This window comes from Mycobacterium sp. HUMS_12744610, assembly GCF_041206865.1.
GTDB lineage: Bacteria > Actinomycetota > Actinomycetes > Mycobacteriales > Mycobacteriaceae > Mycobacterium > Mycobacterium servetii.
In genome coordinates, this window is record NZ_JBGEDP010000001.1 from 2,828,375 (window position 1) to 2,845,455 (window position 17,081).

At 67.3% G+C, this 17,081-nt stretch carries 12 protein-coding genes and 4 pseudogenes; 11 read left to right on the forward strand and 5 right to left on the reverse strand.

All coding sequences use genetic code 11. The features are described from left to right. Position 1: 1 nt before the first annotated feature. The 10 genes and pseudogenes from AB8998_RS13930 to AB8998_RS13975 all read left to right on the forward strand — a co-directional run bounded on the left by AB8998_RS13930 (position 2) and on the right by AB8998_RS13975 (position 10,814). Positions 2-1,207, forward strand: a complete 1,206-nt coding sequence (locus tag AB8998_RS13930) for a cytochrome P450 (protein WP_369738454.1) — start codon at positions 2-4, stop codon at positions 1,205-1,207. Continuing rightward, positions 1,204-2,040, forward strand: coding sequence for a mycofactocin-coupled SDR family oxidoreductase (locus AB8998_RS13935; protein WP_369738455.1), 837 nt, complete (start codon positions 1,204-1,206; stop codon positions 2,038-2,040). Before AB8998_RS13930 ends, AB8998_RS13935 begins: the two co-directional genes overlap by 4 nt. A gap of 24 nt (positions 2,041-2,064) precedes the next feature. Beyond that, positions 2,065-3,033: an enoyl-CoA hydratase/isomerase family protein gene (locus tag AB8998_RS13940; RefSeq protein WP_369738456.1), complete on the forward strand. Its 969-nt coding sequence runs from the start codon at positions 2,065-2,067 to the stop codon at positions 3,031-3,033. A 19-nt stretch (positions 3,034-3,052) separates the two neighbouring features. Then, positions 3,053-5,398, forward strand: a complete 2,346-nt coding sequence (locus tag AB8998_RS13945; protein ID WP_369738457.1) for a CaiB/BaiF CoA transferase family protein — start codon at positions 3,053-3,055, stop codon at positions 5,396-5,398. Then, positions 5,395-6,159, forward strand: a complete 765-nt coding sequence (locus AB8998_RS13950; protein WP_369738458.1) for an SDR family NAD(P)-dependent oxidoreductase — start codon at positions 5,395-5,397, stop codon at positions 6,157-6,159. The genes AB8998_RS13945 and AB8998_RS13950 overlap by 4 nt, the downstream gene beginning before the upstream one ends. Further along, positions 6,156-7,478, forward strand: a complete 1,323-nt coding sequence (locus AB8998_RS13955; RefSeq protein ID WP_369738459.1) for a hypothetical protein — start codon at positions 6,156-6,158, stop codon at positions 7,476-7,478. The genes AB8998_RS13950 and AB8998_RS13955 overlap by 4 nt, the downstream gene beginning before the upstream one ends. A 25-nt stretch (positions 7,479-7,503) precedes the next feature. After that, positions 7,504-7,929, forward strand: a complete 426-nt coding sequence (locus AB8998_RS13960; protein WP_369738460.1) for a DUF4189 domain-containing protein — start codon at positions 7,504-7,506, stop codon at positions 7,927-7,929. A 150-nt stretch (positions 7,930-8,079) separates the two neighbouring features. Next, a complete protein-coding gene (locus AB8998_RS13965) occupies positions 8,080-8,424 on the forward strand; it encodes a helix-turn-helix domain-containing protein (RefSeq protein ID WP_369738284.1) in 345 nt (114 codons plus the stop codon). 26 nt (positions 8,425-8,450) lie between these two features. Beyond that, a complete protein-coding gene (locus tag AB8998_RS13970) occupies positions 8,451-9,500 on the forward strand; it encodes a transposase (protein WP_369738131.1) in 1,050 nt (349 codons plus the stop codon). Positions 9,501-9,567: 67 nt separating this feature from the next. Continuing rightward, positions 9,568-10,814 (forward strand): annotated as a pseudogene (locus AB8998_RS13975) (IS3 family transposase). Positions 10,815-11,131: 317 nt separating this feature from the next. On the opposite strand, the pseudogene AB8998_RS13980 reads toward AB8998_RS13975, so the two are convergent. Continuing rightward, positions 11,132-12,241: pseudogene (locus AB8998_RS13980) on the reverse strand (HNH endonuclease signature motif containing protein); the annotation flags it as partial. A 46-nt stretch (positions 12,242-12,287) separates the two neighbouring features. Between AB8998_RS13980 and AB8998_RS13985 the strand changes: the two are divergent. Further along, positions 12,288-13,215: pseudogene (locus AB8998_RS13985) on the forward strand (IS5 family transposase). On the opposite strand, the gene AB8998_RS13990 reads toward AB8998_RS13985, so the two are convergent. From AB8998_RS13990 to AB8998_RS14005, 4 genes and pseudogenes are all read right to left on the reverse strand, one after another. Beyond that, positions 13,153-13,506 (reverse strand): DUF222 domain-containing protein, encoded by a 354-nt coding sequence (locus AB8998_RS13990; RefSeq protein ID WP_369738461.1) that lies wholly within the window; start codon positions 13,504-13,506, stop codon positions 13,153-13,155. The pseudogene AB8998_RS13985 and the gene AB8998_RS13990 sit on opposite strands and share 63 nt — an antisense overlap. A 75-nt stretch (positions 13,507-13,581) precedes the next feature. Further along, positions 13,582-14,691, reverse strand: a complete 1,110-nt coding sequence (locus AB8998_RS13995) for a M24 family metallopeptidase (RefSeq protein ID WP_369738462.1) — start codon at positions 14,689-14,691, stop codon at positions 13,582-13,584. Continuing rightward, the gene (locus tag AB8998_RS14000; RefSeq protein WP_369738463.1) at positions 14,681-15,916 is read right to left on the reverse strand and encodes a M24 family metallopeptidase; all 1,236 of its coding nucleotides are present in this window, start codon (positions 15,914-15,916) and stop codon (positions 14,681-14,683) included. The genes AB8998_RS13995 and AB8998_RS14000 overlap by 11 nt, the downstream gene beginning before the upstream one ends. Then, positions 15,913-17,079 (reverse strand): annotated as a pseudogene (locus AB8998_RS14005) (amidohydrolase family protein). The gene AB8998_RS14000 and the pseudogene AB8998_RS14005 overlap by 4 nt, the downstream one beginning before the upstream one ends. Positions 17,080-17,081 lie beyond the last annotated feature (2 nt).

Here is a 17,081-nt window from a genome sequence, read left to right on the forward strand (position 1 = left end):
CGTGACGGCGAGCACCGACAGCCATGTTCGATTCGATCCGTACGATGTCGAACTCATCGCCGACCCGTATCCCATGTTCGCGCGCCTGCGCGACGAGGCGCCCCTTTACTACAACGCCGAATACGACTTTTTCGCGGTGAGCCGATTCGCCGATGTCAACAAGGCTCTGGTCGACCACGCCACCTACAGCTCGGCGCGGGGCGCCATCCTGGAATTGATCAAGGCCAACCTCGACATCCCTTCGGGGATGCTGATTTTCGAAGACCCGCCGATCCACGACGTGCACCGTAAGCTGCTCTCGCGCATGTTCACCCCGCGCAGGATCGCCGCCCTCGAGCCGATGATCCGCGATCTGTGCGCCGAACTCCTGGACCCGCTGGTGGGGTCGGGCCGGTTCGACTTCGTCACCGACCTGGGCGCGGTGATGCCGATGCGGGTGATCAGCTCGCTGCTTGGCATTCCCGAGGACGACCAGGTCTACATCCGCGACCGGGGCAACGCGCAGCTGCGCACCGAGGCCGGCAAGCCGATGGATGCCGCCCAGCACGGTCTGTCGGTGGGCGAACAGTTCGAGGCCTACATCGATTGGCGCGCCGACCATCCCTCCGACGACATCATGACCGAGCTGCTCAACGTCGAGTTCGTCGACGCAACCGCAACCACGCGGAAGCTGACGCGCGAAGAGATTCTCGTGTACCTCAACGTCGTGGCCGGGGCCGGCAACGAGACGACGACCCGGCTCATCGGTTGGTCCGGGAAGGTTCTCGCGGAGAACCCCGAACAGCGTCGCGCGCTGGCCGAGCACCCCGAGCTCGTCCCGCAGGCCATCGAGGAATTGCTGCGCTACGAGCCCCCGGCCCCCCACGTGTCACGGTATGTGACCCGCGACGTCACGCTCTACGACCGGACGGTGCCCGAGGGCAGTGTGATGATGATGCTCATCGGGTCCGCGTGCCGCGACGAGCGCCAATTCGGCCCGGATGCGGGGGAATTCAACATCCACCGCCGGAGCCGCCCGCACCTGACCTTCAGCGTGGGCACGCATTTCTGCCTCGGCTCGGCGCTGGCCCGGTTGGAGGGCCGCGTCGCCCTCGAGGAGATCCTGAAACGGTTCCCCGATTGGGAGGTCGACCTCGGCAATGCCAAGCTGAGCCCGACCTCGACGGTGCGGGGCTGGGAGTGCATGCCGGCCCAGGTACCGAGATGACCGGCCGGGTCGCCGGCAAGGTCGCGTTCATCAGCGGCGCCGCCCGCGGTCAGGGACGCAGCCACGCAGTGCGCCTGGCGCAGGAGGGCGCCGACATCATCGCCGTCGACATCTGCGGACCCATCGAGAACCTGGCGTATCCCCACTCCACGCCCGAAGACCTGGCCGAGACGGCCGACCTGGTCAAAGCGCAGGACCGCCGCATCGTCACCGCACAGGTGGACGTGCGCGACTACGAGGCGCTGAAATCCGCGGTGGACGGCGCTGTGGAACAGCTCGGCCGGCTCGACATCATCGTCGCGAACGCGGGCGTGGGCACCGACGGCCGCAAGCTGCACAAGATCCGGGAGAACGTCTGGCAGGACATGATCGACATCAACCTGACGGGTGTGTGGCACACCGTCAAAGCCGGTGTGCCACATATCCTCGCGGGTGGCCGCGGCGGCGCGATCGTGCTCACCAGCTCGGTCGGCGGGCGTAAGGCGTACCCGAACACCGGCCACTACATCGCGGCCAAGCACGGCGTCATCGGGCTGATGCGCGCATTCGCGGTCGAGCTGGGACCTCAGCTGATCCGCGTCAACTCGGTGCTGCCCAGCCAGGTCAGCACCACGATGGTGATGAACGACCAGACCTACCGGCTCTTCCGCCCGGACCTGCCCGCCCCCGGCCCCGAGGACTTCGCCCCCATCTCCCAGATGATGCACACGCTGCCCGTGCCCTGGCTGGAACCCGTGGACATCAGCAACGCCGTCCTCTTCCTCGCCTCTGACGAATCACGTTATGTCACTGGCGTTTCCTTGCCCGTCGACGCGGGCGCTTTGCTCAAGTAGGCACAACAAAACTGGAGAGAAATCATGCCGGAATACGACTACGAAAAGATGAAGAAGGAAGCCGAGCAGTACATCAAGTTCGAGAAGGACAAGAAGAACCGGATCGCATACATCACGTTCAATCGCCCCGAAGAGCTCAACTCGACCACCTTGGGCATGCGGCAGAACTACGCCGACCTGATCCACAAGTGCAACGTGGACGACGACGTCAAGGTCGTGGTGATCCGCGGCGAGGGACAGGATTTCGGTAGCGGCGGAGACCTGCCGGAACAGCGCGGAATGCTGGAAAACCCCGGCATGCCGCTGCTGCACGAACTGGCCATCAACGACGAGGACGTCAAGTACCCGCCGGGCGGGTCGTATCGCTACCTGTCCACTGTTACCGACTTCTACGCCAAGGCCCGCGCCGGCAACCGGCCGCTGCAGGAGCTGCGCAAGATCAGCATCATCGAGGCCAAGGGCTACTGCTATGGCTGGCACTTCTACCAGGCCGGCGACGCCGACCTGGTGGTGGCCTCCGACGACGCGCTGTTCGGGCACCCCGCGTTCCGCTACGTGGGTTGGGGCCCCCGGCTGTGGTGGTGGGCCGAGACGATGGGCCTGCGCAAGTTCTCCGAGATGCTGTTCACCGGCAGGCCGTTCAGCGCCAAGGAGATGTACGAGTGCGGCTTCGTCAACAGCGTGGTGCCCCGGGACAAGCTCGAGGACGAGACGCTGAAGTACGCGATGGCGTGCTCGCGCTCCCGTCCGACCGACACCGTCGCCGTGCAGAAGACGTTCCTGGAGCTCTACAAGCAGCACAAGGGCGAGTACTTCGGCAGCCTGCTCACCGGGATGGTGGAGGGGATGCTGCCGATGATCGCCAACGACGCGGAAGAGGTCGACCTGACCGCGGGCACCTTCGAGAAGGGCCTGAACAACGTGGTCAAGGACAACGACATGAACTTCCCGCCGGAGTGGCGCCTGAGCCGCTCGGGGCGCCAGAAGCCCTGACCTTCTCGCGGGTGCAGGCATGTCGGCGCTGAGCGGTCTCCGCGTCGTCGAACTGGCCGACTCCGTCGCGGGCGAGTACTGCGGAAAGCTGTTGGCCGACTTCGGCGCCGAGGTGATCAAGGTCGAACCCCCCGGGTGCGGCAGTCGCACCCGGGCGATGGCCCCCGTCATCGGCGCCGGCCCCGAGGGCAGCGGGCTCTTCGCCTACCTCAACACCAACAAGCAGTCCGTCGTGCTGGACACCGGGCGGGTAGACCGGCTCATCGGCACCGCCGACGCGGTGATCGAGGACCGCGCCACCGACTGGTCCGCGCGGTATCCGGGCGTGGTGTTCTGCTCGATCACCCCGTTCGGCAGCGGGATGCCCACCGAATTCGACAACGCCAAGAGCATCAACGTCTTTCACGCCAGCGGCTGGGGGTATCACACCCCCAGCCATGCCGACCCCGGCAAGCCGCCGCTGCAGGGACCCGGCCGCTTCCTGGCCGACTACGAAGCGGGGCTGGACGCGGCGCTGTGCATCGCGGCGTCGCTGTTCGGCCGACTGCACACCGGGCGGGGGGAGGCCATCGACATCTCGCAGCAGGCGGTGCTGGTGTCGCGGGCCGACTGCATCCTGGGGCGGCTCGTCACCGGGGAGGTGCCGGCCGAAGGCGACCGCGGTGACTACGACCAGGCGGGGCCGGCATCGTTTTTCGCCTGCGCCGACGGCTTCGTCTACCTCTACATGACCAGTCGTGCCCACTGGACCGGCGTGAAACAGCTGCTGGGCCAACCGGACTGGCTCGACGCCTTCGACGACGACTGGCTGGAGTTCTCCGTCACCGCGGACAAGGTCGCCGAGTTCCAGCGGGGCTTCTCCGCCTGGGTACGGCATCTGGGCAAAGACGACGCGGCCGATGCGGCCCAGCGGCTGGGCGTCCCGCTGGTCCCGGTCAACGGCGCCGCGGATCTGCACCGCTCACCGCAGTACCGCCACCGCCACTTCTTCCAGCGAGTGCACCACCCCGTGCTGGGCGACGCCGAATACCCGACCGTGCCGTACGCGCTGGGCGCCTCGCCGGCGGTCATCACCACCGCAGCGCCGCTGCTGGGCCAGCACACCGCCTCGGTGCTCGAGCGCCTGGATGCGCCGCGCCCGGGTCCGGCGGTCCGGTCGGCCCAGCCCAAACCGTCTCGGGCGTCCCGTGGCGGCCCGCTGGCGGGGGTGCGCGTCGTCGAGCTCACCAAGGTGTGGGCGGGCCCCTACGCGGGAAAGCTGCTGGCGCTGCTGGGCGCCGAGGTGATCAAGGTCGAAACCGCGGGCAGCCCGGAGGAGATGCGCGCCTACGGCGGCACCGACATCAACCACGCGCCCTTCTTCCTGAGCATCAACCCGGAGATCCTCAGCGTCGACCTGGACATCAAGTCGGCCGAGGGCATGGCGCGCCTGCGCGAGCTGATCGCATGCAGCGACGTCGTCGTCAACAACCTGCGCCCGGGCGCGATGGAACGTCAGCGCCTGGGGTACCGGGAGCTCGCGGCGATCAAGCCCGACATCATCTCGGTGTCGATCAAGATGTGGGGCAACGAGGGGCCGCTGGGTCATCAGACCGGCTACGCCCCCTGCTTCGCCGCCCTGGCCGGGATCGCCTCGCTGGTCGGCTATCCCGGCGGCCCGCCGCTGGGAACGAGCATGCGCTACGGGGACTCCACCGTCGGTGCGGCCGCCGCCTACGCCGCCGTCGTGGCGTTGCTGCACCGCGAGTTCAGCGGGGAAGGCCAGTTCGTCGACGTGTCGGCGGTGGAGACCCTGTCCACGATGATCGGGGACAGCCTGGTGGCGCAAACCCTCACCGGAAATCCGCTCGGTCCCATGGGTAATCGCCACCCCGACATGTGCCCCCACGGCTGTTACCCCTGCTCGGACGGCGGCTGGGTCGCCGTGGCCGTCGCCGGTGACGCCGAATGGCGGCGGTTGTGCGCGGTGCTCGACGCCACCGCGCTGGCCGGCGATCCCCGCTACGCCACGACCGCCGCGCGGCAGCGCCACGCCGAAGCGCTCGACGCCGCCCTGACAGACCTGACCCGGCTCCACGACGCCGAAGGGCTCGCGCACCGGCTGCGGGCGGCGGGGGTCCCGGCGACCAAGAGCGCCACCGCGCTCGACGTGATCGCCGACCAGGGGCTCTGGGACCGCGAACTGTATCGCTTCGTCAGCGATCACCGCGAGGGGCAGCGCCCGATCGTGGGAGCCTCGTGGCGCCTGGCGCGGTCTCCGGCCCTGGTCGCCCGTGGCGCGCCGGACCTGGGCGAGGACACCGATTACGTGCTCGGAGCGATACTGGGCGCCGGGTCGCGAACCGGAGGGGCGGACAGAACATGACAACGACACTCGCGGGCACCGCGGCCCTGGTCACCGGTGCCAGCAGCGGGATCGGCGCCGCGACCGCGAGGTCGCTGGCCGCCCAGGGCGCCGCGGTGGCCCTGGTCGCGCGCCGCGGCGACCGGCTGGCCGAGCTGCAGAACGAGATCGAATCCGCGGGCGGTACGGCGCTGGTCGTGCCCGCCGACGTCACCGACGCCGATCAGGTCGCGGACGCGGTGCGACGCACGGTCGCCGAGCTGGGACGGATCGACATCCTGGTCAACAATGCCGGCATGATGCAGTCCGGGCCCGCAGCCGAGGCGCCGCTGCAGGACTGGGACGCGATGGTCTCGGTCAACGTGCGGGGCGTCCTGTACGCCACTCGTGCGGCGCTGCCGCACCTGATCGACGCGGCCGCCGACTCGCCGCGCGGCGTCGCCGACCTGGTGACCATCAGCTCCACCGCCGGCTGGGTGGCCCGGCCGGGAACGGCGGTGTATTCGCTCACCAAGTTCGGGGTCAACGCCTTCAGCGAGGGCATCCGACAGGAGTTGATCGGCCAGCACGTCCGCGTCGGCGTGGTGGGCCCGGGAACGGTGGACACCGAGATCTTCGACCACCTGGCCGCGTCGTCGCGGGAGGCGTTCGAGCGCCGGACCGCCGGCATGGTCAAATTGCGGCCCGACGACATCGCCGACGCGGTGCTCTACATGGTCACCCGCGACCGCCGAGTTGCCGTCAACCACATGCTGGTTCGTGCGGCCGAACAAACCTGGTGACCGGGCAGTGGACGGCCGGTGACCGCTACGGGCTGGCGTTTCCCGCCGACCCGGCGACGTTGCACAGCGGCGCCGCCGGGTTCCTCACCGACGCGCTGCGCCGTTCCGGTGTCCTGGGGGCTGACAACCGCGTGACCCGGATCGCCCGGTTCGAGCCGGTCGCGGCGGGAAGCACGGGACGCAAAGTCGTCCTCACGGTCGAATACGACCGGGCTGCTCCGGAGCTGCACACCGACCTGTTCGTCAAGTTCTCCCGCGATTTCGACAACCCCACGCGCGATCTCGGCAGGACGCAGATGGATGCCGAGGTGCGGTTCGCCGGTCTGTCCCAGTTGGCGAAATTCCCCATCGCGGTACCGAGCGTCCTGTTCGCCGACTATCACCGGGAGACCGGCACCGGTCTGCTGATCACCGAGCGAATCCTGTTCGGCACCAACGGGATCGAACCGCACTATCAGAAGTGCCTGGACTACGACATGCCCGAGCCGCTCGAGCACTACCGCGCGCTGCTGACCGCGCTGGCCCGGCTGGCGGGCACCCACCGCTCAGGGCGGCTGCCGGCCGACCTGGCCACCGACTTCCCGCTGGACGTCGCGGGCGCGACCGTGGGGGAGCGGGCCCCGCTGTCCCCGGAGAAGCTCGACAAGCGCGTCACCCGTCTCGCCGATTTCGTCGCCGCAAACCCCGGACTGATGCCGACGGGTGTTCACGCGCCGGAATTCCTCGACCGCCTGCGCACCGAGGTGCCGCTGGTGGCCCGCCACGCGGACGCGGTCGAGCAGTCGCTGGCCGCCGACGCCGACTATGTGGCGCTGTGCCACTGGAACGCCAACGTCGACAACGCCTGGTTCTGGCGCGACAGCCCGGACGGCCGGGGTGCCCTGCGCTGCGGCTTGATGGACTGGGGATGCGTCAGCCAGATGAACGTGGGCATGGCCCTGTGGGGCGCCCTGTCCGGCGCCGAAACAGGTTTGTGGGACAAGCATTTCGACGAGCTGCTGCACGTGTTCGTCACGGAGTTTCGCCGCTGCGGTGGGCCGCCCCTGGATCCGGACCGGTTGCGCCGCCACACGGTGCTCTACGCCGCGGTGATGGGGGTCGCCTGGCTACTGGACGTGCCGGCGTTGCTGCTCAGCCGATTCGGCGACGCGCTGCCCGGCAACCGCACCGATCCCCGCATCCGAGACGACGAGAGCGTGCGCGCACCGCTGCAGATGCTGACGAACCTGCTGACCGTGTGGGAGCGACATCGCGTAGGGGAGCTGCTGGACGACGCCCAACTTGGTGCATTCGCTGCAGTACGCCCGCGCGGTGGCTAAACTCGTCGCGAGTGAGGTTAGCGTTGTGTTCAAGCTCAGTGCGTCCGCAGTAATTACCGCTTTCTGTGCCGTCGCAGTGGCAGCACCGGCGCATGCCGATGGCGACTACATCGTGATGGCGGGATCGGACTCCACCCACACCTTCGAAACCACGGTGGGCGGTAGCCTTGCCAGCCTGGACCATGTCGAGGCGTATGCGTTGAACCAGTGCGCCACACGCCACGGCGCGACCGACTGCCGCATCCTTGTCGCGGGCGAGGGCGGGTGCGTGGCCCTCTCCGATGACGGTCCGAAGTTGCTCGGCGCCTGGGGCGCCACCCGTGAGGATGCCATCGCCGCGGTGGTGGCCAAGGTAGGGCGGCCGGGGGCGACCGCGGACAACGCTTACTGCGTCGGCGACCCGGGCCTCGGCGGCGGCCCATCCGGAGGTTCGTTCTGGACCACACAGTAGCGGCGGGGAATAGTGCCTGGGTCCGCACTCGTCGCGAACCGTCCCGGGTTTTATGCGCACCCTGTTTTGCGTCTGACTTCGCGATAGAGATCGGTGTGTCGATCAGACGACATCCGACGGGTTCTCCGAGCTCTCTTGGAGGATCTGATCATGTCCGAAGCAAACTCTGGTGGCGACCGCTCGCACCGTCGCCCGAAGCGGTTCTTGAGCCCGTCGCAGAAGTACGAGATATGGCTGCAGCTGGTACGCCAGGAGGTGACGATCGCCGAGGCCGCCGCCAACCATCAGGTGGATCGCACGACGATCATGCGCATCCGCACGATCGCCAAGGAAGGTGCGCTGGCCGCGCTGGCGGCAGCCAAGCCAGGCGCGGCGGCCCGCCAACGCGACTACGAACTCGATGCCGCCAAGGCCGAGAACGCGCGGCTGTCCGAGGCACTCAAGGAGATGGCCGTGCGGCTGACGTTGGTCGAGGGAAAAGGGCGCTGGGGCTAAGTGGCCGAGTCCCACACCGTGTCGACGTGGCCACCAAGACGGCGCTGTTGGGCTTGCTCGACCAGGCGGTCGATGAAGGTTGGACACTGCGCCAGGCATGCCATGCGTTGGAGCTCGGCGAGCTGCGGGCACATCGCTGGATCGCTCGCCGAGCGATCGGCCAGCTGGTCGACAAGATCCCTGGTGGGTCGCCCATGCATGGGCTGCTCGACGAAGAAGTCAGCGAGATCTTGGCGTTGTTCGACCAGTGGGGCGAGACCGACCGCTCGCACCGCAAGCTTGCTCACCGCGGCTCTTATCTGGGCCGGGTATGGGTGTCACCGTCGAGTGTTCGTCGGGTCCTGTTCTTGGCGGACAAGCACTTTCGACCACTTCCCAAGCCTGGACGTTCTCAACGCAAGCCCTTCCCGGATTGGGTGGACTACAAGCCGAACTCGATCTGGATTTACGATACGACGCACTTCACCAGGGCGGGGATGGCAGTGTTGATCATTCAGGATTTGGTCTCGCGCAAGTGGATCACCGAGGTCGTCTCCGCTGAGGAAACCTCCACCCAGGTCGAGATCGGGTTCACCGACGCGCTCGACATCGAGGGACTCCTGCAGGCCGTTGAGCGACGCGCCGACGGCCTGGTCGATATCGGCATCGACGACCAGGCCCGGCCGATCCTGCTCGCGGTGTCCGATAACGGTCCCCAGATGACGTCGGGCTCGACGCGGGAGTTCATGGCCATGTCTGCGATCGCCCAGCACTTCGGACGCCCCGGAACGCCGACCGATCAAGCCTGGATCGAGAGTTTCAACGGGCACCTCAAGGCCGAGTTCCCGCACCTGCTCGCGATCGAGGACCCCGCCACCCTGCGCGCCGAACTTGCCGTCACCCGCCAATTCTGGAACGGAGTCCGGTTGCACGCCGGCATCGGCTATGTCACGCCCAACGACGAACACGAAGGACGAGGGGAGGCCATCCGCAAAGCACGCCAAGCCGGGCTCGAATCCGCCCGCAACCGCCGACTTGCCTGGCACCGCCAGCAAAGGCACACTCAACCCATACAGGATCCCGACGATGTTGTCTGATCAAACGCGAATGTCTATCGCAAAGTCAGAAACACCTCACACCGTCCTTTGAGGGAAGGATGGCGCGATGGCGATCAGGTACGACGAGAACACCGAGGCCAGGCGGTGCGAGTGGTTTGCGAGCACCGCGATGACTATGACTCGGAGTGGGCGGCGATGCGCGCGATCTCGGGCCGACTGGGGATGAGCGCGGAGACGCTGCGCAAGTGGTTGCGGCAGGCCGAGGTCGACGCCGGTGAGGCGGCGGGGGTATCAAGTGAAGAGAAGCGGGAGCTGCGTGAGCTGCGCCGCAAGAACCGCGAGCTTGAGCAAACGGTCGACATACTTAAAGCCGCGACACATTTCTTCACGCGGGAGTGCGACCCGCGACACCGCTGATCTGTGGGTTCATCGACGAGCATAAAGTCGCCAACGGGGTCGCACCGATCTGCCGCGCGCTGGCCATACACGGCGTGCAGACCGCCCCACGCACCTATTGGGCGCAGCGCTTGGCCGCACCGTCGAAACGGGCCCTGTGGGACACCACGATCACCGAGATCCTGGCCGGCTACTTTGAACCCGGCACCGAGGGCAAGCGCCCGCCAGAATCGCTGTACGGCAGTTTGAAGATGTGGGCGCACCTGCAGCGTCAAGGCATTCCGGTGGCTCGCTGCACGGTGGAAAAGATCATGCGGCGCAACGGCTGGTGCGGGGTGACCCGGGCTCGGCGCCCGCCGCGCACCACCGAGCCCGACTCGACCGCAAACCCGGCGCCGGACCTGGTCGGGCGGCGGTGGCGGGTGGCCGCGCGGAACTTGCTGGAACTGGCAGACTTCACCTACGTGGCGATGACCGGCGGGTTCGGCTACACCGCGTTCGTGATCGACGCCTATGCCGGGTTGATTCCGGGCTGGGAGTGCTCGCTGCGAAAAGACACCGGCTTCGTTGAACGCGCGCTACGTCACGCCACGGCTTTCCGCGCCCGCCAAGGCCATCCATTCGATGATACGATCCATCGCAGCGATGCCGGACGTCACTATACTGCAATACATTTCGGTGATTCGCTGATGTTGGCCGGGCTCAAGTTGTCGATCGGGACCGTCGGGGACGTTCTGGACAACGGATTGGCCGAAACCACAATCGGGCTATACAAACCGAGTGCATGCGCGAGGGTTCGCCGTTACGCAGCGGGCCTATCGACACCCTGGGCGACCTGGAGAACATCACCTCGGCGTGGGTGAGCTGGTACACGAGCGCAGGCTCATGCACCGCCTTGGCCGGCGCCCACCCGCAGAAGCTGAGGCCGAGTACTACACACGCCTCTTGCCAAGGTGATCAGGGCGCTTGTGCCTCAATGGGTTTCGTCGATCCCTCCCATCCGCCAAGCATGCTCCGGCCCTCGGTGCCGTCAAGCAAACTGCGCTTGACAGCACCTGCAGGCCCGTGCGCGTTAAAGGCGGCGGGACTCGGGTCCCAGGAAAATGGATCATGGGGTAGCTGACCGCGTTGGTGCATTTAAATTTAGGTACTTCGCTCACCGTCAGATCGGACACCCGGTCACACAAAACGAGGTGTGCATCAAACCCGGGATGCTCCATGACGGGATCTTCGAGATCGGTGAACTCAAGGCATCCGGCCTGGACTGTCATCCGCTAACTATCGGGTATGTCCGCTTGGGGCGCCAGCCCTCGTCCATCGTCTTCGTCTTCGTCTGGACGGAGGAGTTTTTCGGGGTGCCAGTAGGTGTTTTTTCGGGGTTGGCCGCGGTCGAGGTGTGGGGGTGGGATCCATTCGGTGTCGCCGTTGGTGTTTTTGCGGGTGGTCCAGCCGCGGGGTTGTAGGAGGCGGTGGTGGGGGCCGCAGGCGAAGGTGAGGTCGTCGATGTCGGTGCATCGACAGGTGGCCCAGTCGGTGACGTGGTGGACTTCGCTGTAGTAGCCGCCCACGGTGCAGCCGGGGGCTGAGCAGCCGCGGTCTTTGGCGTAGAGCACGATTCTTTGCGCGGGGGAGGCCAGGCGTTTGGTGTGGTAGAGGGCCAGGGTTTTGCCTTTGTCGAAGATCGCCAGGTAGTGATGGGCGTGGCGGGCCAGGCGGATGACATCGCTCATGGGCAAGATGGTGCCCCCGCCGGTCAGGGCGCATCCGGCGGCGGCTTCGAGTTCGGCCAGGGTGGTGGTGGCGATGATGGCGGCCGGAAGCCCGTTGTGTTGGCCCAGCTTCCCGGAGGCCAGGATCGCGCGGAGTGCGGCGAGCAGGCCGTCGTGCTGGCGTTGGGCGGGCCCGCGGGCATCTTTGTCGATGGCGTCCTGGGTGGGGGTGCCGTCGATGCAGGGGTGCTCGTCGAGGGGGTTGCACATGCCCGGGGCGGCCAGTTTGGCCCACAGGGCTTCGATCGTGGCGCGCAGTTCGGGGGTGATCCAGCCGCTCAGGTGTGACATCTTGTCGGGGCCCTGGGCGCCCAGGATCAGCCCGCGCCGCCGGGCCCGGTCCTCGTCGGTGTAGTTGCCGTCGGGGTTGAGGGCGTTGTCGAGTTGCTCGGCGAGCCCGCTGAGTTGTTCGGGGCGGATTCGGGTGCCGTGGCGGGCCAGGTCGGCTTCGGCGCGTTCGCGGGTGGGCTGGTCGACCCAGCCGGGCAGCTGATGGCAGAAGCGGCGGATCACCGCGACGTGCTCGGGTCCGAGCGTGCCCTGGCGCTGACGCAACGCGGTCTCGGCCAACACCGGGGGCAGGGGTTGGCCGGTCAGCCCGTGTCGCTCGCCTAGGGCGTGTCTCCCAATTTTTCGACTGTTGACCAGCCAGGATTGGCTGGTGACGCGGATTGGTGTGATTTCTGACGAGTTCTGGGCGGTGGTTGAGCCGTTGATGCCTTCGCATGAGGGCAAGCGGGGCCGGAGGTTTGGTGATCACCGGTTGATTTTGGAGGGGATTGCCTGGCGGTTTCGCACGGGATGCCCGTGGCGGGACCTGCCCGCTGATTTCGGGCCATGGAAAACGGTGTGGAAGCGTCATCACCGATGGTCGCTGGATGGCACCTATGACGTGATGTTTGCTCAGGTGGCGCACGCCTTCGGGTTCGACGCCGAGATGGCCGGCGATATCGAGAAGCTGTTGTCGGTGGATTCGACGAACGTACGGGCGCATCAACATTCGGCGGGTGCCCGGTCGGACACGCTGGCAAAAGGGGGCCCTGTCGAATTACAAGAAATCCGCCGATGAACCCGACGACCATGCAATTGGGCGTTCGCGAGGCGGGCTGACCACCAAGATCCACACCCTGACCGATCAGCGCGAAGCTGTTGTCGCGGTCCGGTTGACCGCTGGCCAGGCCGGCGACAATCCGCAGTTGCTGCCTTTGCTCGACGACTACGACCACGCCTGCGCTGAGCACGGTGTGACCGGTGGCGACTTCCGATTGCTCGCCGACAAGGCGTATTCACACCCGAGCACGCGCACCGAATTACGTTCCCGAAGAATCAAGCACACGATTCCCGAACGCAAAGACCAGATCGCCCGGCGCAAGGCCAAGGGATCGGCCGGGGGTCGCCCACCGGCGTTCGACGCCGAGCTCTACGGTCTGCGCAACACCGTCGAACGAGGCTACAACCGGCTCAAGCAATGGCGCGGTATCGCGACCCGCTACGACAAATACGCCCTGACCTACCTCGGCGGTGTCCTATTGGCCTGCGCCGTAATCCATTCCCGCGTCGGAAACAACCAATTGGGAGACACGCCCTAGGTCGGCGGCCTCGCGGACCCGGCGGGCGGCCTGGGGGCGCGAGATCGAGGTGGCCTCGGCGATGGCGTGGGAGAGCTTGCCGCCCAACTCTTCCGCGCTGGCCTGATGGGCCAGGGTGTTGATCACCGCATGCTCGAGGGCGGGCAGGCGCCGGCGCACCTTTTCCACCCGCCCCAGCCAGGCCAGCAACTCCGGGGTGGTCAACGCCTCGCAGTCGAACCTCAGCAGCGTGTCCAGGTCGGCATCCAGGGCGTCGAACGCCGCACCCAGCTCCTCCCGATCAACACTCACACCGTCAAACTATGCGCACCCACCGACAACAAACCCCGGAATGTGACCACAGAAACCAAAGTGACACAAGTTTTTTCACGCCGAGAAGTCGATCAGCACCTCGGCGCCCCCGTCGGTGATGTGCACGGTGTCGCGGCGAAAGACCGCCCCGACGCCCTGCTGCCACACGTAGCCGGTGAGGGCCAGCACCATTCCGGCGTCCAGTCGATCGTGTTCACCTGCGGCGCAGAGTTCTTCGGAGACCACCGGCGGATCGAACCCCAGTCCGAGCCCGTGCGCAACCGGCATCGGCGGCAGCGGCTCGCCTGCGTCCTCATACGCCGCGAGCAGCCCATCGGCACGCGCGCCCGGCCGGCAGGCGGCAAGCATCCTGTCGTACAACGCATCCGAGCGCCCGAACAGCTCGCGAGCACAACTGTCCATCGCGTCACCCGCGGGCCGGGTCCGGCCCAGCTCGGCCACATACCCGTCCGCCAGGGCACCGGCGGCGAAAGCGACAAGGTCACCTTCACGAACCGGGCCGTCGGCCCGCCGCCACGGGTGTTCCCGCGAGGTCGCCCAGGCGGTGTCCTGGGTGGCCGGCGTGCTCACCCCGCCCGCGGCCATGGCCTCCAAAACGGTCGCGGCCAGGCTCCGTTCGGACCGCCCCGGTCGCAGTGCGGCTAGGCCGGCGGCCAGTCCCTGCTCGGCGACGCGGAGCGCCGTGCCCATCGCCGCAACCTCCTCGGCCGTCTTGATGCGGCGCGCCGCACGCATGGTGGGCTCGCCGTCGACGACTGCGGCGTTGGGGAACGCCTCGGGCAACAGGGCCGCGAAAGTCGGTGTGATCGCGTCCGTTCCGACCCTTCGCGCGGTTTCGGCGCCGTCGATCTTCTTCAGCACGTCGATGAGCGTCATCGGATTCCATGCCAGCCCGTAAAGGTGGTCGCGGCCGATCTCCTCCGGAACCCCTTCGTCGTCGGTGCTGTTGAGGTAGATCTCGCCGGATGTGCGCATCATCACGCACATCGGCCCGAACGGGCGCGTCCCGGCTATCCACAGCTGCGGGGTGCCGGTGACGTAACGGATGTTGGCCTGCCGGCCGAGCACCAGGATGTCGAGGTCGTGGGCGTCCATCTGGGCCAGGGCGCGCTCGCGACGGGCCAGCCGCAATGCCCGCTCGTCGGGCAGAACTTCAGTCGCCATAAGGCGAATAGGGGTAGTCGGTGATCGGCGTGTAGCCGTCCTCGGTGATCACGATGATCTCCTCACTGCGATAGCCGCCGGTGCCGTCTTCCCAGACCACCGGTTCCAGCACCAGCACCATGCCCGGCGGGAATACGAAGTTGTCGTCGAAGTCCTCGCCGAGATCCGTCCCGATCATCGGCGCTTCCGCCGGGTACGTGCCGATCCCGTGGCCCAGGTAGAAGTGCGGCAGCCACGGCTTGCGCCCGCCGTTTGCCGCGATCGCCGCGCGCGCCAGATCGCCCGACGTGGCGCCCGCCCTGGTCACCGCGAGCACGGCGTCCAGGATGGCGCGCCATTGCCGGAACTGGTCCTGCTGCCGCGGCGTGGGGTCCTTGCCGACCAGCCAGGTGCGCCCGAAATCCGAACAGTACCCGGCGTAGCCGATGCTGATGTCGGTCCACAACACGTCGCCGGCGGCCAGTTCGCGGGCGGTGGGCAGCAGCGGCAACGCGAGGTCGCCGTGCGTCGTCCAAACCCCGGTTTCCCGGGACGCAGGCATCACCTGCCAGATGGCGTCGAGCATGTTGGTGGTGGCGCCGAGCTCGAAGGCGCGGCGCACGAGAACGGCCGACAGGTCGGTCTGCCGGACACCGGGTGCCAGCGCCTTCTGCACCTCCGCCATCGCCTCCTCGGTGATGCGGCAGGCCCGGCGCAGGCAGGAAAGCTCGTCGGGCGTCTTGACCAGTTGGGCCGCGCCGAGCACGATCGCAGCGTCGGAGGGTTCGCCACCGGGGAACAGCCCGGGGCCCGACCGTCGCATCGCGCCCGTCAATTCGTCGACGGCCACGTTGGCCCCGGACGGCAGCAACGCGGCCAACTCACCGGCGAATCGCTCTACGCCATGGTCGAATTCGAGATATACCGGCCCGTGCACATGGTCGTCGGGCACCGGCGGTGGGGACGACGCGCCGCCGCGGAACGGCAGGAAGAGGTGGGGGTGCTCGTCGTCGGCGAGCACGACCGCCACCGGCCGCTCTACGTGCGAAAGGCCGGCGTCCAGCAGCGGCCAGCTGACACCCGTCGCATAGGTGACATAGCCGTTCATCGACAGGATCAGCGCGTCGACGCCGTGGTCGGCCATCGCCGCGCGCAGCCGTGCGCCGACCTCGCGGCGCATGCGCGCGAAGTCCGGTTCGTCGGGGATGTCCAGGCGTGCGCCCCGGGCGGTGAGTAGGCCGGTCATGACTGAATCCCCAGGAATTCTCGGACGTTGCCGCCGACGACACGGGCGGCATCCTCGGCGCCGACGGCGTCGACCACCGCGGCCAGCGACCGCTCCGAATACCCGAATGTGCTCTCGTTGTGCGGATAGTCGGAGGACCACATCACCTTGTCGATACCGATCTGGTCGATCTGGCCGAGGCCGAGGGCGTCGACCATGACGCGCACATGTGGGTCTCCCAGTAGTGCCGGACGTCGTGGCGGGGCTGGTATGCGAGCATGTGTCGATACGACGCCAGGACGTGCTCGGCGTCCTGCAACGCCGGTGGCACCCAGGCGATTCCGCCCTCGAACCAGCCGATCCGCAGGCGCGGGTGCCGGTCGAGGATGCCGCCGAAGATGTACTTGGAGAACATTTCCCGGAACGAGTCGATGTTGACCATCATGGCGACCGCCACGCTGTTGACCGCGCTCGGGGATTTCGGCTGGCTTTCCCCGATGTGGTGGGTGAGCGGGAGGCCGGAGGCCTCGATCTCCTCCCACACCGCCCTCATCTCGGGGCTCGAGAAATCGATGATGCGCCCGTTGTCGTCGTTGCCGGGGTTCAACGGCATCAGGAATGTCCTGATTCCCAAGGACTTCAGTTGCTCCAGGGTGCGCCGGGCGCCGCGGGGATCCCACCAGTTGATCAGCCCGACGCCGTAGCAGTGGCCGCGAGCGCTCCTGCAGGCCGGCGATGTGTTCGTTGTAGATGCAGAAGATCCGCTCACGCAGCGCCTTGTCCGGATAGTGGAACAACGCCAGGACCGCGTTGGGGAAGACCAATTCCTTGTCGACCCCGTCCTCGGCGAGGTCGCGGATGCGGGCGTCGACGTTGTTCGTGGCCGCGCCGGCCAGGCCGTCGTACTGCATGAGCACCGCGCTGAAGTCGCCGACCACCATCGACTCGCCGGGGCGGCCCAGCAGGTAGGCGCCGTCCTCGTACCAGATGCGCGGCGCCTGGTCCTTCAAGTCGTCGGGAAAATGCTCGTAGAAGATGTCGTCGGCCACCGAGACGTGGTTGTCGGCCGAGAACACCTCGGTCCCGGGCGGCAGGCCGGTGTCCGAACCCGCGGCGTGACCGCGCCGGTGCTTGGGTGCGCCGATCACGCCCTCCGGGTAGGGCGTTCGGGTTCGAGTCGACATGT

Excerpts from the sequence above, each read along its gene's own strand:
- AB8998_RS13935 (WP_369738455.1), top strand. The coding sequence starts at position 1,204 with ATGACCGGCCGGGTCGCCGGCAAGGTCGCGTTCATCAGCGGCGCCGCC.
- AB8998_RS13940 (WP_369738456.1), top strand. The coding sequence starts at position 2,065 with ATGCCGGAATACGACTACGAAAAGATGAAGAAGGAAGCCGAGCAGTAC.
- AB8998_RS13945 (WP_369738457.1), top strand. The coding sequence starts at position 3,053 with ATGTCGGCGCTGAGCGGTCTCCGCGTCGTCGAACTGGCCGACTCCGTC.
- AB8998_RS13950 (WP_369738458.1), top strand. The coding sequence starts at position 5,395 with ATGACAACGACACTCGCGGGCACCGCGGCCCTGGTCACCGGTGCCAGC.
- AB8998_RS13965 (WP_369738284.1), top strand. The coding sequence starts at position 8,080 with ATGTCCGAAGCAAACTCTGGTGGCGACCGCTCGCACCGTCGCCCGAAG.
- AB8998_RS13995 (WP_369738462.1), bottom strand. The coding sequence starts at position 14,691 with ATGGCGACTGAAGTTCTGCCCGACGAGCGGGCATTGCGGCTGGCCCGT.
- AB8998_RS14000 (WP_369738463.1), bottom strand. The coding sequence starts at position 15,916 with ATGACCGGCCTACTCACCGCCCGGGGCGCACGCCTGGACATCCCCGAC.